At 71.0% G+C, this 13,590-nt stretch carries 14 protein-coding genes; 5 read left to right on the top strand and 9 right to left on the bottom strand.

Annotation, left to right across the window (positions count from 1 at the left end; all coding sequences use genetic code 11):
• Window positions 1-183: 183 nt before the first annotated feature.
• Window positions 184-1,641: a zinc-dependent metalloprotease gene (locus tag ACIBI4_RS23435; RefSeq protein ID WP_399205943.1), complete on the top strand. Its 1,458-nt coding sequence runs from the start codon at window positions 184-186 to the stop codon at window positions 1,639-1,641.
• The gene (locus ACIBI4_RS23430; protein WP_399205942.1) at window positions 1,638-2,162 is read left to right on the top strand and encodes an NUDIX hydrolase; all 525 of its coding nucleotides are present in this window, start codon (window positions 1,638-1,640) and stop codon (window positions 2,160-2,162) included. The genes ACIBI4_RS23435 and ACIBI4_RS23430 overlap by 4 nt, the downstream gene beginning before the upstream one ends.
• Before the next feature lie 63 nt (window positions 2,163-2,225).
• On the opposite strand, the gene ACIBI4_RS23425 is transcribed toward ACIBI4_RS23430, so the two are convergent.
• The 4 genes from ACIBI4_RS23425 to ACIBI4_RS23410 all read right to left on the bottom strand — a co-directional run bounded on the left by ACIBI4_RS23425 (window position 2,226) and on the right by ACIBI4_RS23410 (window position 6,132).
• The gene (locus tag ACIBI4_RS23425) at window positions 2,226-2,981 is read right to left on the bottom strand and encodes an AIM24 family protein (protein ID WP_399205941.1); all 756 of its coding nucleotides are present in this window, start codon (window positions 2,979-2,981) and stop codon (window positions 2,226-2,228) included.
• A 17-nt stretch (window positions 2,982-2,998) separates the two neighbouring features.
• Window positions 2,999-3,679, bottom strand: coding sequence for an AIM24 family protein (locus ACIBI4_RS23420; RefSeq protein ID WP_399205940.1), 681 nt, complete (start codon window positions 3,677-3,679; stop codon window positions 2,999-3,001).
• A 13-nt stretch (window positions 3,680-3,692) separates the two neighbouring features.
• On the bottom strand, window positions 3,693-5,339 hold the full coding sequence (locus tag ACIBI4_RS23415) for a TerD family protein (protein WP_399205939.1): 1,647 nt from the start codon (window positions 5,337-5,339) through the stop codon (window positions 3,693-3,695).
• Between the two features lie 124 nt (window positions 5,340-5,463).
• Window positions 5,464-6,132 carry a M48 family metallopeptidase gene (locus ACIBI4_RS23410; RefSeq protein WP_399205938.1) on the bottom strand — a complete coding sequence of 223 codons (669 nt, stop codon included), beginning with the start codon at window positions 6,130-6,132 and terminating at the stop codon, window positions 5,464-5,466.
• A gap of 165 nt (window positions 6,133-6,297) precedes the next feature.
• Here ACIBI4_RS23410 and ACIBI4_RS23405 point away from each other — a divergent pair, with 165 nt between their 5' ends.
• Window positions 6,298-7,521: a ThiF family adenylyltransferase gene (locus ACIBI4_RS23405; RefSeq protein ID WP_399205937.1), complete on the top strand. Its 1,224-nt coding sequence runs from the start codon at window positions 6,298-6,300 to the stop codon at window positions 7,519-7,521.
• An 87-nt stretch (window positions 7,522-7,608) separates the two neighbouring features.
• Window positions 7,609-9,111 (top strand): ABC1 kinase family protein, encoded by a 1,503-nt coding sequence (locus tag ACIBI4_RS23400; protein WP_399205936.1) that lies wholly within the window; start codon window positions 7,609-7,611, stop codon window positions 9,109-9,111.
• Between the two features lie 71 nt (window positions 9,112-9,182).
• Here ACIBI4_RS23400 and ACIBI4_RS23395 read toward each other — a convergent pair whose 3' ends face one another.
• From ACIBI4_RS23395 to ACIBI4_RS23375, 5 genes are all read right to left on the bottom strand, one after another.
• A complete protein-coding gene (locus ACIBI4_RS23395; RefSeq protein ID WP_399205935.1) occupies window positions 9,183-9,392 on the bottom strand; it encodes a hypothetical protein in 210 nt (69 codons plus the stop codon).
• A gap of 116 nt (window positions 9,393-9,508) precedes the next feature.
• Window positions 9,509-9,853: a hypothetical protein gene (locus ACIBI4_RS23390; protein ID WP_399205934.1), complete on the bottom strand. Its 345-nt coding sequence runs from the start codon at window positions 9,851-9,853 to the stop codon at window positions 9,509-9,511.
• A complete protein-coding gene (locus ACIBI4_RS23385; RefSeq protein ID WP_399205933.1) occupies window positions 9,850-10,215 on the bottom strand; it encodes a WhiB family transcriptional regulator in 366 nt (121 codons plus the stop codon). The genes ACIBI4_RS23390 and ACIBI4_RS23385 overlap by 4 nt, the downstream gene beginning before the upstream one ends.
• 173 nt (window positions 10,216-10,388) lie before the next feature.
• Window positions 10,389-10,718, bottom strand: a complete 330-nt coding sequence (locus ACIBI4_RS23380) for a hypothetical protein (RefSeq protein ID WP_399206085.1) — start codon at window positions 10,716-10,718, stop codon at window positions 10,389-10,391.
• A 235-nt stretch (window positions 10,719-10,953) separates the two neighbouring features.
• Window positions 10,954-13,206 carry an ATP-dependent DNA helicase UvrD2 gene (locus tag ACIBI4_RS23375; protein ID WP_399206084.1) on the bottom strand — a complete coding sequence of 751 codons (2,253 nt, stop codon included), beginning with the start codon at window positions 13,204-13,206 and terminating at the stop codon, window positions 10,954-10,956.
• 90 nt (window positions 13,207-13,296) lie between these two features.
• Between ACIBI4_RS23375 and ACIBI4_RS23370 the strand changes: the two genes are divergently transcribed.
• Window positions 13,297-13,539, top strand: a complete 243-nt coding sequence (locus ACIBI4_RS23370; protein WP_399205932.1) for a mycoredoxin — start codon at window positions 13,297-13,299, stop codon at window positions 13,537-13,539.
• The last annotated feature ends 51 nt before the right edge of the window (window positions 13,540-13,590 follow it).

The raw sequence follows: 13,590 nt of genomic DNA, 5'->3' as shown, positions 1-13,590 counted from the left end.
TCCAGCGGTTGTCTTCAGTACGTACGTGAATGACGCGTACGTACCAGGTGGCGTCCATCCTGCCGCAGCCCGTGCGGTGGCGGAGCACCGAGGCCCGAAGCGGGCCGGGTGTCTAGGCTGGGTGGTGAAAGACGGGCAGCCGCCGCCGGCACCAGCCGGCGGCCCTACGAGCCGAGGATTCCCGTGAGTGACACCCCATTCGGATTCGGCCTTCCGCCGGAGGAGCCCGACAACGGCGACGAGGGCAAGAAGAAGGATCAGCAGGGCGGCGGTGGCCAGGGCGGCGTTCCGGGGAACCCCTTCGGTTTCGGCTTCCCGGGAGCCGGCGGCCCGGGCGGTGACAATCCGTTCGCCGCGATGTTCGGGTCGATGAATCCGAATGATCTGGGCGCCGCCTTCCAGCAGCTCGGCCAGATGCTCTCGTACGAGGGCGGGCCGGTGAACTGGGACATGGCGAAGCAGATCGCGCGCCAGACCGTGTCGCAGGGCACCGCGGACGGCACGAAGGACGCGTCCGTCGGCACCGCGGAGCGCTCCGCGGTCGAGGAGGCCGTGCGCCTCGCGGACCTGTGGCTCGACGGGGTGACCTCGCTGCCCTCGGGTGCGAACACGGCGGTGGCCTGGTCGCGCGCGGAGTGGGTCGAGGCCACGATCCCGGTGTGGCAGGAGCTCGTGGACCCGGTCGCGGAGCGCGTGGGGAACGCGATGGGTGATGTGCTGCCCGAGGAGATGCAGGCCATGGCGGGCCCGCTCATCGGGATGATGAAGTCCATGGGCGGCGCCATGTTCGGCCAGCAGATCGGCCAGGCCGTGGGGGTGCTCGCGGGCGAGGTCGTCGGTTCGACGGACATCGGTCTGCCGCTCGGCCCGGCCGGCAAGGCGGCGCTGCTGCCGGTGAACATCGCGGCGTTCGGCAAGGACCTGGGCATCGACCAGAACGAGGTGCGGCTCTACCTCGCGCTGCGCGAGGCCGCACACCAGCGGCTCTTCGCGCATGTGCCGTGGCTGCGCTCGCACCTGTTCGGTGCGGTCGAGGGCTATGCGCGCGGCATCAAGGTCGACACCTCCAAGCTGGAGGACGTGGTCGGCCAGTTCGACCCGCAGAACCCCGAGGAGCTGCAGAACGCGCTGCAGCAGGGCATGTTCCAGCCCCAGGACACCCCCGAGCAGAAGGCCGCGCTCGCCCGTCTGGAGACGGCGCTCGCGCTGGTCGAGGGCTGGGTGGACGCGGTGGTGCACGAGGCCGCGAAGGACAGGCTGACCTCGGCGAACGCCCTGCGCGAGACGCTGCGCCGGCGCCGCGCGAGCGGCGGTCCGGCCGAGCAGACCTTCGCGACGCTGATCGGTCTGGAGCTGCGTCCGCGCCGGCTGCGCGACGCCGCGCGCCTGTGGGCCTCGCTCACGGACGCCCGCGGGCTCGACGGCCGTGACGGTCTGTGGGCGCACCCGGACATGCTGCCGACCGCGAAGGACCTGGACGACCCGGACGGGTTCGTGCACCGCGGCGAGAGCGCGGACGCGTCGGGCGAGGACGAGCCGAAGCTGGACTTCGACGCGATCGACAAGATGCTGGGTGAGGCGGCGGGCTCGGGTCCCGACCTCAAGAAGAAGAACGACGACGAGGACGACGACAGCAAGTGACCCTGCAGGAGAACGCCACGCTCGTACTGAAGGCGTACGAGGACCAGCCGGAGCTGCGCGAGCAGTATCTGGACCACTTGGCAGCGCACGACGACGGCATGTGGAAGGCCTGTGAGGCCGGGCATCTGACGGCCTCCGCCCTGGTGATCGACCCCACGCGGGGCAAGGTGCTGCTCACGCTGCACAAGAAGCTGAACATGTGGCTGCAGATGGGCGGCCACTGCGAGCCCGGTGACGTGTCGCTGGAGGCCGCGGCGCTGCGCGAGGGCGCCGAGGAGTCCGGGATCGAGGGGCTGACGCTGCTCGACGGCGGTCCGGTGCGCCTGGACCGGCATCCGATTCCGGGGCCGTGCCACTGGCATCTGGACGTCCAGTACGCGGCGCTCGCGCCGGCCGGTGCGGTGGAGGCGATCAGCGACGAGTCGCTCGATCTGAAGTGGTTCGCGTACGAGGAGGTGGCCTCCGTGGCCGACGACTCCGTCGTACGGCTTCTGGAGCGGACGCGGGCCCGGCTGAAGTAGGACCCACGCGTGAGGGGCGGGTGCCGGATGGCGCCCGCCCCTCACGTAGGTCCGACCGGTCCGCTACGACCAGGCGTTGCCCTGGTTCTGGCCGCGGGCGCCCTGCTGGCCCGCGCCGAACTGGGCGGCGACGCCGGAGCCGATCACCGCGTTCTGCGGCGGCATGACCTCGCTGGGCTGCACCAGGACGTAACCCTGGCCGAGGAAGCTGAGCTCCCAGCCCTCGCCGGTGTTGCCGCGGCGGCGGCGCACGCTGGAGTTGGTCGTCTGCGCCTGCATCTGCACGCGCAGGGAGGTCGACCAGGCGACGATCGCGTCGGCGTCGACGCTCACGTACTTCTCGGGCGTGACCTGCATCATCAGCGGCTGGCCCGAGGTCATGAGCGCGACCTTGCCGGTGCCGGTGATGTTCAGCTGGTACTTGCCGGATCCGGAGATCCCGTACTGGCTGTCCACCGCGACCACTTCGTGGTTGAGCTGGGTGTCCAGGGCGAGGACGTACGAGCTGTCCACCGTGAGGCCCTCGCGCTCGACGTCCACGATGTGGATGTACTGCGCGAGGTTCGCGAGGTAGATCGTGCCCTGGCCCGAGCAGCGCATCAGGTCGAGACCCTCGCCCGTGCGGGCGCGGGCACGGCGCTGGCCCTGCGACTGGTACTCGCCGTCGAACTCGACGAGGCCCTGGTAGGCGACCATCGCGCCCTTGCGGGCGAGGAGGTCGTCATGGCCCTGCAGGTTGACCCGCAGCAGCTGCGGGTTCTGCAGGGCGTAGCGCTCCTGCGTCTGGTTCTCGGTCTGGCTGAAAAGCGCACTCTGCATGATTGGTTCGCTCCCCCTCAGCCCCGGACCCGCAGGCGGTCGGAGCTGTCCTCGCTCGGCTGTACGACGACGATGCCCTGACCGGAGAAGGCCATCTGGTAGGCCTCTCCGCTGCCCCGCCCGACGAGGGAGGAGGCCTTGAAGCTGCGCTTGCCCTTCACCTTGAGGTTCGGGGACCAGGCGAGCAGGGCGTCGGGGTCGACGTACGTCTCGTCGTCGCCGCGGCCGCAGTCGACGACGAGCGGCGTGCCGCGCGAGGTGATGGCGACCCAGCCGGTGCCGGCGACCGACACGTTCCACAGGCCCTGGCCGGCGAACTTGGCCATGCCCTTGACCTTCTCGACGCCCCACTGCAGGTGGGCGTCGAAGGCCAGGAGGTTGGTGCCGTTGACCGAGATCGAGTCGTTGTTGAGGTTGATCACGACCACGTCGGCTCCGTAGTCGGCCAGGTAGAGCAGGCCGTCTCCGGTGCACTTCATGAGCGGGGCGCCTTCGCCGGTGATCCACTGCGAGGCGATCTGGCGGACGGCCGGCGGGTTGGGCTCGTACTGGATGAAGCCTTCGTACGACACCATCGAGCCGGTGCGCGCGTAAAGGTCCTGGCCGGAGGCCATGGCGACCTTCAGCATGGTGCGGCCGTGGTTCTCCATGCGAGCGGCCATCGGGGTCGGGGCGTAGCCCTGGAGTTGCTGCATCATTTTTCGGGCTCCCTCAGACCTCGTAGGGCTGGACAACGATGAAGTTCCCGGGCGCGCCCCGGAACTGGAGGTTGACGGTCTCGCCGCTGTGACCGGGGAACGAGTTCCGGCGCAGGCGGACCTGGCTGGAGATGATCACCTGGGCGGCGGAGGACCAGGCCACGATCGCGTTGCTGTCCGCGTACGTGGTGGGCGTGACCGGGAGGACCACGGGGATGCCGTGGGTCTTCACGATGACGGTGCCCGTGCCCTGGAACTGCATGGTGAACAGGGCACCGCCGGGAATGCCGTGACCCTCGATGCGCCGCACTTCGTGCTGCAGCGTCTCGTCGAAGGCGAGGACGTTCTCGGCGGAGACGCAGATGCCGTCGCCCTGCAGCTCGATGGAGTGCAGATGGGCGCCGTTCTCGGCGAGGAAGACCTGGCCGCGGCCGGAGCAGCGCATCAGCTGCATCTCCTGGCCGGTGGCGTTGCCGATGATGCGCCCGGCGAAACCGGCGCTCTTGTACGAGAAGTCGACCTTGCCCTGGTACATCACCATGCTGCCCTGGCGGGCCAGGACGGGGGTGCCGCCCATGTTGAGGTCGACCCGCATCATCTGCTGGTTCTGCGGGGTCCAGCGGGCGCCGGTCGCGGTCTCCTTGAACGGCTGGAGCGCGGCCTGCAGACCGGGAGCCGCCGCCTGCTGCGGCTGCATGCCGTACGCGGCGGGGGCACCGGCCTGTCCGGGCATGCCCGGCGGCTGGCCGAAGCCCTGCGGCGCGGCGGGCTGGCCCGGGACCTGACCAGGCACCTGACCCGGGACCTGACCGAACTGCGGCTGCTGCGGCGGCTGCTGGCCGTAGCCGGGCGGCGGCGCGGGCTGGCCGGGCGCGGGGGCCGGCGGCGGGACGGTGCCCGCGGGCATCGGCGCGACGACGGTGGGGGCCGTGTGGACGCTCGGCTGCTGCGGCTGCGGCGGCGGGGCCTGTTGCGGGGCCGGGGCACCGAAGTTCGGGGCCGGGGCGGGCGCGGGGGCCGGAGCGGGACCGCCGGCGGGAGCGCCGAAGGCCGGGGGTGCGGCGGGGGCCGGTCCACCCGCGGGAGCACCGAATGACGGCGCGGCCTGCGGCTGCTGGGCCTGGGGCTGCTCCTCGGCGACCTCGCCGCCGAAGTTCTTCAGCAGCGCGTCGAGGCCGCCGTCGAAGCCCTGGCCGATGGCGGCGAACCGCCACACGTCCTTCAGGTAGAAGTCGCCGAGCATCACGGCGCGCTCGGTGGTGAACTCCGAGCCGTCGAAGGCGTACCGGCACACCTCCTCGCCGCCCGCCACGATCCGGATGTAGCCGGGACCGATCTGCGACATCTGTCCGTTGCCGTCGATGGTCGCGGTGAAGGACAGCCGCTGGATCTGCTGCGGAATACGGTCGAGCGTGACCCGGAACGCTTCGGTGTCACCGGCCTGCGCACCGAGCAGCTGCAGCGACTCCTCGGGGGATTTGGGCTGGTTGAAGAAGATGAAGTACCGGTCGTCGGAGAGCTGTTCGTTGGCGTCGAGCCCGAAACAGCTGATGTCGAAAGTGAGCCCCGGGGCGTTGATCTGTACACCTACGTACAGATCTGTCCCCGAGGTGAGGTCACTGATCTTGGCCTTGTGGCCGCGTTGGAAGTCCCTGGCCATGCGTAACGACCGTCCCCCATCCCGATGGTGTGTGCGTCGCGCGTCAGGCTAACCGCAAATCCTGGGAACGGGCCAAGCCGGGACAGACTCGGTACACAGCGACACCTGTCGTGACAGGGTGCACCTACTCGCTGCGGGCCGCCGGGAGATGCGGCAGCCGTTCGGCCGCGACCACTCCTTCGAGGTAGCCACGTGCCCTTTCCGTACGAGGATAGGACTCCAGGAGACGCCAGAAACGGGGGCCGTGTCCTGGCACGAGGAGATGCGCAAGCTCGTGCAGGAGAACGTAGTCGACCACGTATTCGGGCATGCCCTGCAGGCGGTGCGAGAGGCGGATGCTGCCCTCGGCGGGTGTGCAGGAGCCCCAGCGCGTGTTCTGGTTCGTCACCCACCGTACGGAGGTGGGCTCGGCGCGGCCCTCGAAGTACTGCTCGGACAGGAGCTCCGCGCGCTCGGCGAGTTCGGCGTCGCCGAGGAGGCGCTTGCTCTCCTGCGCGGCGAGCTTGTCGAGCATCACACCGACCCAGCGCTGCTCCTCGGCCTCGGACATCCGGGCCGGAATGAGCACGATGGTGCGGTCGCCCTCGCGGTACGCGGAGACGGTGCGGCGCCGGCGGGCGCTGCGGCGTACCTCGACCGGGCCGTTGTCCGGGAGCTTCTGGTCCGCCCGCGTCCGGTCCGTTCTTGCCCGGTCCGTGCTCCCCTGGTCCGCGCTCGCCGCTGAGCCGCGTGGCGGCTGGTGCTTCGTGCTGCGCTGTGGGCTTCCGGCGCGGTGCAGTGGGTCGGCGGGCACGCCCCGACGTTACCGGCTGCGGGTGGCGGAAGTCCCGTCTCCGGGGCGGTTCGGAGTGGGTTCGGCCTGTGGACGGCAAGCACCGCTGCCACGTTAGTACGACTTATGCGGCGGCCTGTGGACAACTTTCTGCAGGGTCGGCGGCTTCTGGTCCAAGGTGTCCGCATGCATCCGCGACTCAAGACCTCGCTCCTGCGCGCCTGGCGCGATCTCACCACGCTGCAGTACGGCGTGACACCCGCCCATGCCCGCACCCTCGGGCCCGTCGGCCCGGCCGTCCTCGCCCTGTTCGGGCTGCTCGACGGGACCCGGGGGCTGCCGTTGTTACGGACGGAAGGCGCACGCCTGGGGCTGGCCGACGGCCAGGTCGACGCGCTGCTCGGACGGCTCGCCGCGTCCGGGCTGCTGGACGACGCGACGCTGGGCGCGGGCGATCCGGCGGTCGCCGCGCTGCGCGCCGGACCGGCGGGCGAGGGACGCCTCGCTCCCGAGCTCGCCGCGCTCTCCCTGCGGGACGCACGACCGGGCGGCGGGCCGATACGGCTCGTCGCGCGCCGGGAGCGCTGGGTGCAGGTGCGCGGAGCGGGGCGGGTCGGGGCCCAGGTGGCGGCGCTGCTCGCGGGCTCCGGGGTCGGGCGCGTCGATGTGGTCGACAGCGGTTTTGTGCAGCCGGTCGACGTGACGCCCGGCGGGCTGCCCGAGGCGGCGGTCGGGGAGCGCAGGTCGGAGGCCGCGCGACGGCTCGTACGGCAGTGCGCGCCCGGACTGCCCCCGCGCTCCCGGACACGTCGGCCCCGGCTGGGCACGTCGCGGCCGCCGGGCCGGCGGGATGCGGTGCGCCGGGCGGTGGTCCCCGGTCCGGCGCTCGTGGTGCTGACTCCGCGGGACGGTCTCGCGGCGTACGCACCCGACCCCGTCGAGGCCGAGCAGCTGATGGCCTCCGGCACACCTCACCTCTATGCGGGGGTCGTCGAGTCGACCGGCTTCGCGGGACCGCTCGTGCTGCCCGGTGCGACGGCCTGTGCCGGGTGCGTGCAGCGCCGGCGGATCGAGGGCGACAGCGCATGGCCGCGGCTCCTGGCCCAGTGGCGCTCCGGGCGGGCGCCGGGTGTGCCGGCCGCCGGTGAGCTGGTCCTCACCGCGGCCGTCGCCGGGCTCACCGCGGCGCACGCGCTCGCGTTGCTCGACGGGGAGACATCGGCCGCGGCGGGGCGGCGCTGGGAGCTCACCATGCCGGGGCTCGTCTGGCGTGCCGAGCCGCTGGGCGCGCATCCTCGCTGCTCATGCGGGGCACGAACCCGGAACGGAGGCCGGACCGGAGCGAACACCGACACCCCCTCCGAAGCTCAAGCGGCACAAGGGACAATGACCGAGCAGCCCATCGCGTGACAGGACGCGGCGGGCGTCCAACCGCCCGTCGAGGCGCGGCAGTCCGGGCTCCGGACTGGAAGTCCGGTATCCGGATCTGGAGGGCGCATGTCTGATCTTCCTCGGAAGGCGGTCACCCGTACCGCCAAGCTCGCCGCGCTGCCGCTCGGCATCGCCGGACGCTCCGCCTGGGGCCTCGGCAAGCGGATCGGCGGCAAGTCGGCGGAGCTCGTCGGCAAGGAGCTGCAGCAGCGCACGGCCGAGCAGCTGTTCAAGGTGCTCGGTGAGCTCAAGGGCGGGGCGATGAAGTTCGGGCAGGCGCTGTCCGTCTTCGAGTCGGCGCTGCCCGAGGAGATAGCCGGGCCGTATCGCGCGGCGCTCACCAAGCTGCAGGAGGCGGCTCCCCCGATGCCGACGCGCACCGTGCACACGGTGCTCGCCGAGCGGCTCGGTGATGACTGGCGCGACCTCTTCGAGGAGTTCGAGGACAAGCCCGCGGCGGCCGCGTCGATCGGGCAGGTGCACCGGGCCGTCTGGCACGACGGCCGGGAGGTCGCGGTCAAGGTCCAGTACCCGGGTGCGGGCGAGGCGCTGCTCTCGGATCTGAACCAGCTGAGCCGTTTCGCCCGGCTGCTCGGCCCGCTCATCCCGGGCATCGAGCTCAAGCCGCTGATCGCGGAGCTGCGCGACCGCGTGTCGGAGGAGCTGGACTACGGTCTTGAGGCCGCGGCGCAGCGGACCACGGCCGAGGAGTTCGCCGGTGACCCCGATGTGCTGGTGCCCGCGGTGGTGCACCAGGTCGAGCAGGTGCTGATCACCGAGTGGATGGACGGCATCCCGCTCTCGGAGATCATCGCCGACGGCACCGAGGAGCAGCGCGACCGCGCGGGCCAGCTCCTGACCCGGTTCCTCTACTCGGGCCCGGCCCGCACCGGGCTGCTCCACGCCGACCCGCACCCGGGCAACTTCCGGCTGGTGCCGAGCAGTTCGGCCACCGGTCCCGAGGACTCCGCGGACGGGCCGGACGGTGACGTCGAGGACGGCGCGGCCGGTGACGTCGAGGACGGCGCGGCCGGTGACACCGAGGGCGAGGTGACGTGGCGGCTCGGCGTGCTCGACTTCGGCACCGTCGACCGGCTGCCCGGCGGCCTGCCCGAGACCATCGGGCTCGCGCTGCGGATGGCGCTCGAAGGCGAGGCCGACGAGGTCTACGCGATGCTCTGCGAGGAGGGCTTCGTCAAGGAGAGCATCGACCTCGATCCGGAGGCGGTGCTCGACTATCTGCTGCCGATCATCGAGCCGGCGCTCGCCGAGGAGTACACGTTCACGCGCGGCTGGATGCGGGCGCAGGCCGCCCGGATCGGTGATCCCCGCTCCCCCGCCTACCAGTTGGGCAAGCGGCTCAACCTGCCGCCCGCGTATCTCCTGATCCACCGGGTCACGCTCAGCACGATCGGCGTGCTGTGCCAGCTGAACGCGACGGTCCGGATGCGGGAGGAACTGGAGGAGTGGCTGCCCGGGTTCGTTCCCGAGGACGAGTTCGAGGACGGTGAGCTCGAGGACGGCGAGTTCGAAGGCGACGCGTTCGAGGGCGAGGCAGTCGAGGCCTGAGGAGCGGGCCGCCCGAGCCGGAGCCTCACCACCGGGACGGGCCGGGACTCACCACCAGGACGGGCCCGGGCTCACCACCAGGATGAGTCCAACCGCCCCTCGATCGCGCGCAGATGTTCCCGCGAGCAGGCGTCGCAGAAGTACTGGCGGCGCCCGTTCTCGACGGAACAGGTCCAGGTCGGCCGGGGTGCGTCGGCCGTGGTGCCGCAGCGGGCACAGACGAGTCGTTCGCCGTCCGTGGAGCGGTCGGCGTCCGCGGCGTCCTCGGAGTGCTGGTCCACACCGCGACGATAACCCCGTCCCCGTAGGGACCGGGCGCACAACGCACCGCGGGGGCCGCCCGGTTCGGGCGGCCCCCGCGGCTCACGGAAGGTTCAAGCTCTCTGCGGTCGGACGGTCAGTGCATGACCGCCATCGCGAGGGCGCGGCGCGCACGGAGCGAGGCACGCTCCGCACGGCGCTGCATCCGGCGCGCGGTCACGAGGCGGACCGCCTCGCGCTCGGCGTCGGCCTCACGCAGTCGCTCGTGCATGTGTGCACGGGCCAGGGCTTCTGGTTGGAGTTGCATCTCGCGGGTCCTGTTCTGACGTGAGTCGTTCACGCCGGTGTGGGAGAAGTCAGTGGAGGCAGCGGAGCCGTGCGGCTCGGTGGATGCCAGGAATCGGTGGGGCATGGGGGCCTGCTTCATGGGGTCGTGCGTCTGAGGGCGGTCGATGGTTCCGATGGCTGCGGCGGTGCTCATGCGACGACCGGGTTCTTGCGCGGACGGCCACGGGGCCGCTTCCGGGCGACAACGACACCCTGGACGAAGAGCTCGCCACCCCAGACGCCCCAGGGCTCACGCCGCTCCTTCGCACCGGCGAGGCAGGCCTCGACCAGCGGGCAGGTACGGCAGAGGGACTTGGCGTACTCGACATCGGCCGGCGACTCGGCGAAGAAGACCTCCGGGTCGAAAGAACGGCAGGGGACGGGCACGCCGAGGTTCTCGATGGCGTCGTCGAGCGCGGTGAGCGCGGTGAGGGGAGTCAAGGTGTTCTCCTGAAGGCCGGGCGGGGGGTTCGTCACTGAAGGCGGTACTGACGGGGCGTGCGTATCGGTAGGCACGGTGTGTGTCGTCCTCGTCTGGTCGTTCCGGCCGGTCGGCCGGGTGGCGGCTGGTACCAGGTACTGCATTTCCATGGCTCCTTGTGGCTCGTCCGTCCTGTCGGGGACAAACGAAAGGGCCGCGGATCCCGGTTGGGGTTCCGCGGCCCTGAAGGCGCCTGCCTGATCGGCGATCAGGCTGGATCACTCCAGGGTTCGAGCCCGCGGAAGGCCCACATGTGCTGCGTCGTCGTCTGCTTCCGGAATCCGGCACCGGCTGCTGCAAAGGCATAGGCCTGCGCCTGTGCCACTACTGCTGCTTCCAGTGCCTTGGTCGGTCGCTCATTGCCGCCATTGCTGCCGAGGAGACGCTCACTGGCGAGCAGCGAGACGGAATCCACGGAGCCAATGGAGCCGATGGCAGGGGCGGCCAGATGACCGGCGCGAACGCCGGACAGACCGGTGCCCTGAGCCGAGATACCGAGCGGGCAGGTGGCGACGACCGAGCGGTCAACGTCGGTCATTTTGGTGCGGTTGATGATGCTGATCACTGGACTCGCCTCCTCTCGGCGTCTCGGGACCGATAGCTGTGTCACCACAAGCGATCGGTCGCTGATGTTCAAGGTCTTCAAGTACAACACGGAATCCGGGCTTCAGGAAGCATCCGTTTCAGGGCCTCAGGAAGCGCCCCTCTCCGTGCTTGAAGAACCTATGGGTCTTCGTCGGGCGCGCGCAAACTATTTTTTCGACGAGTTTTTCTCAGCCACTCTCGTCGACATCTACAACTCCGGTCGCACGCTCCTCACCTGCACAGATGGCGAGGACGTCGGCGCCGAAGCGCTCGAGCTTCCGTCGGCCGACCCCGGGGATGCGCGCGAGGCCGTGCGCATCGTCCGGAACGTTCTCCGCGATCGCTATGAGCGTTTTGTCGGTGAACACGCAGTATGCGGGCTGGCCGATCGCCCCCGCCGCCTCCGCGCGCCACTCGCGCAGCCGCTCGTAGAGCCCCTCGTCCATGTCGGACGGGCAGTCCTCGCAGCGCATCAGTTTCAGTTCGCCCGCGTCGGTCAGGGTGCGGCCGCAGACCCGGCAGTGCACCGGGCCGCGCGGCTTGCGGGCGGGTCCGCGCACGCCGCGCTCGACGGAGGAGCCGCCGGCGGACGTGAGCCGTCGGGCGCCGCCGCCCGAGCCGGTCCGCAGCCCGTCGAGGAAGCGGCTCGGCCGCCGGTTCGCCCGGCCGCCCGGCGAGCGGGACAGCGCCCACGACAGGGAGAGGTGGCGGCGGGCGCGCGTCACGCCCACGTACAGCAGACGGCGTTCCTCCTCGACCTGCTCGTCGGTCGTCGCATACGCGATGGGGAGCATGCCCTCGGTCAGGCCGACCAGGAACACCGCGTCCCACTCCAGGCCCTTCGCCGCGTGCAGCGAGGCGAGCGTGACGCCCTGGACGGTGGGTGCGTGCTGGGCCGCGGCGCGTTCGTCGAGTTCGGCGACGAGGTCGGCGAGGGTGGACTCGGGCTTGGCGGCGGCGAAGTCCTCGGCGAGGCGGACCAGGGCGGCCAGCGACTCCCAGCGGTCGCGGACGGCGCCGGAGCCGGCCGGTGCCTGGGTGGTCCAGCCCTTCGTCGACAGGACGGCCCGCACCTGCGAGGGCAGGTCGACCGTGTGGTCGAGGAGCGTGTCGTTGCCGCCGAAGCGCGCCGCTCCGCGCAGGGCCGCGCCCGCCTCCCGTACTTCCTGACGCTCGAAGAAGCGCTCGGCGCCGCGCAGCTGGTAGGGGATCGCGGCGTCGGCGAGGGCCTGTTCGTACAGCTCGGACTGCCCGTTCGTACGGAAGAGGATCGCGATCTCGCTCGCCGGGACGCCCTCGTCGAGCAGCCCTCTGATCTTGCGTGCGGTGCGCTCGGCCTCCACGGGCTCGTCGCCGTACTCCGTGTAGACCGGCTCGGGTCCCGCCTCGCGCTGCGAGACGAGCTCCAGGCGGTGCTCGGCGGCGCGGCCCTTCGCGGACGCGAGCAGCCCGTTGGCGAGGTGGACGACCTGCGGGGTCGAGCGGTAGTCGCGGATGAGCTTGACGACCGTGGCGTGCGGGTGGCGCGTACGGAAGTTCAGGAGGTGGTCGGGGGTCGCGCCGGTGAACGAGTAAATCGTCTGGCTCGCGTCGCCCACCACGCAGAGGCTGTCGCGCTCCCCGAGCCACAGGTCGAGCAGACGCTGCTGGAGCGGGCTGACGTCCTGGTACTCGTCCACCACGAAGTGCTGGTACTGCGAGCGGACCTGCTCGGCGATGTCGTAGCGGTCCTGGAGGATCGCGACTGTGAGGAGCAGCACATCCTCGAAGTCGATGACCCCGCGCTCCTGCTTGAGCTGCTCGTAGTGCGTGTAGATACGGGAGATCTCGGCCGGGTCGCGCGGGGCGTCGCGGCCCGCCTTCACCACGGCCGCCGGGTAGTCCTCGGCGACGGTCTGGGTGACCTTGCACCACTCGATCTCGCTGGTGACGTCCCGCAGCTCACCGCGGTCGAGGCGGATCCGGCAGCGGGCTGCGGCCTCCGCGACCAGTTGCGCCTTGCGTTCGACGAGGCGGGGCAGGGCGCCGCCGACGGCCTTCGGCCAGAAGTACTGGAGCTGGCGGAGCGCGGCCGAGTGGAAGGTCCGCGCCTGCACGCCGGTCGCGCCGAGCTGGCGCAGCCGGCCGCGCATCTCGCCCGCGGCGCGGTTCGTGAACGTGACGGCGAGCACACTGCCCGGCTGCAGGATCCCGGCCCGCACCCCGTACGCGATGCGGTGCGTGATGGCGCGCGTCTTGCCGGTGCCGGCGCCCGCGAGGACGCACACCGGCCCGTGCAGAGCGGTGGCGACCGCGCGCTGCTCGGGGTCGAGTCCGTCGAGCACGGCGTCGGCGCTTCCCGGGACGTCCGGGAACAGCGAGGAAGGCGTTGCAGCTGTCACCCCGCCATGCTGCCAGGTCCGGCGGGAAGGCTGCGCCGCTTGTCCACAGGGGGCCGCTATTGGTCGTACTAATACGGGAATGGCGCACGCCTCGCGTACGTTCTCCCGAGGTGCGACCACGCACCGGGACCGTGAAGGAGCGCGAGAGACATGCCGGGCACTGTGACGATGTACAGCACCACGTGGTGCGGCTACTGCCAGCGGCTGAAGAAGCAGCTGGACCGCGAGGGCATCGCGTACAAGGAGATCAACATCGAGCACGACCCGGAGTCGGCGGCGTTCGTGGAGAAGGCCAACGGCGGCAACCAGACGGTGCCGACCGTGCTTTTCGCTGACGGTTCGACGCTGACGAACCCGTCGCTCGCGCAGGTCAAGCAGAAGGTCGGCGTCTGAGCTCCGCACGGCGCTCGCAGGACCCCCACTTATGCCCGGACCCTTCCGTAC

Source organism: Streptomyces sp. NPDC050418 (genome assembly GCF_044458745.1).
In the GTDB taxonomy this organism is placed as follows: Bacteria; Actinomycetota; Actinomycetes; order Streptomycetales; family Streptomycetaceae; genus Streptomyces.
Note: the sequence above shows the minus strand (reverse complement) of the source record. Positions and strands in the feature narration are given on the sequence as shown.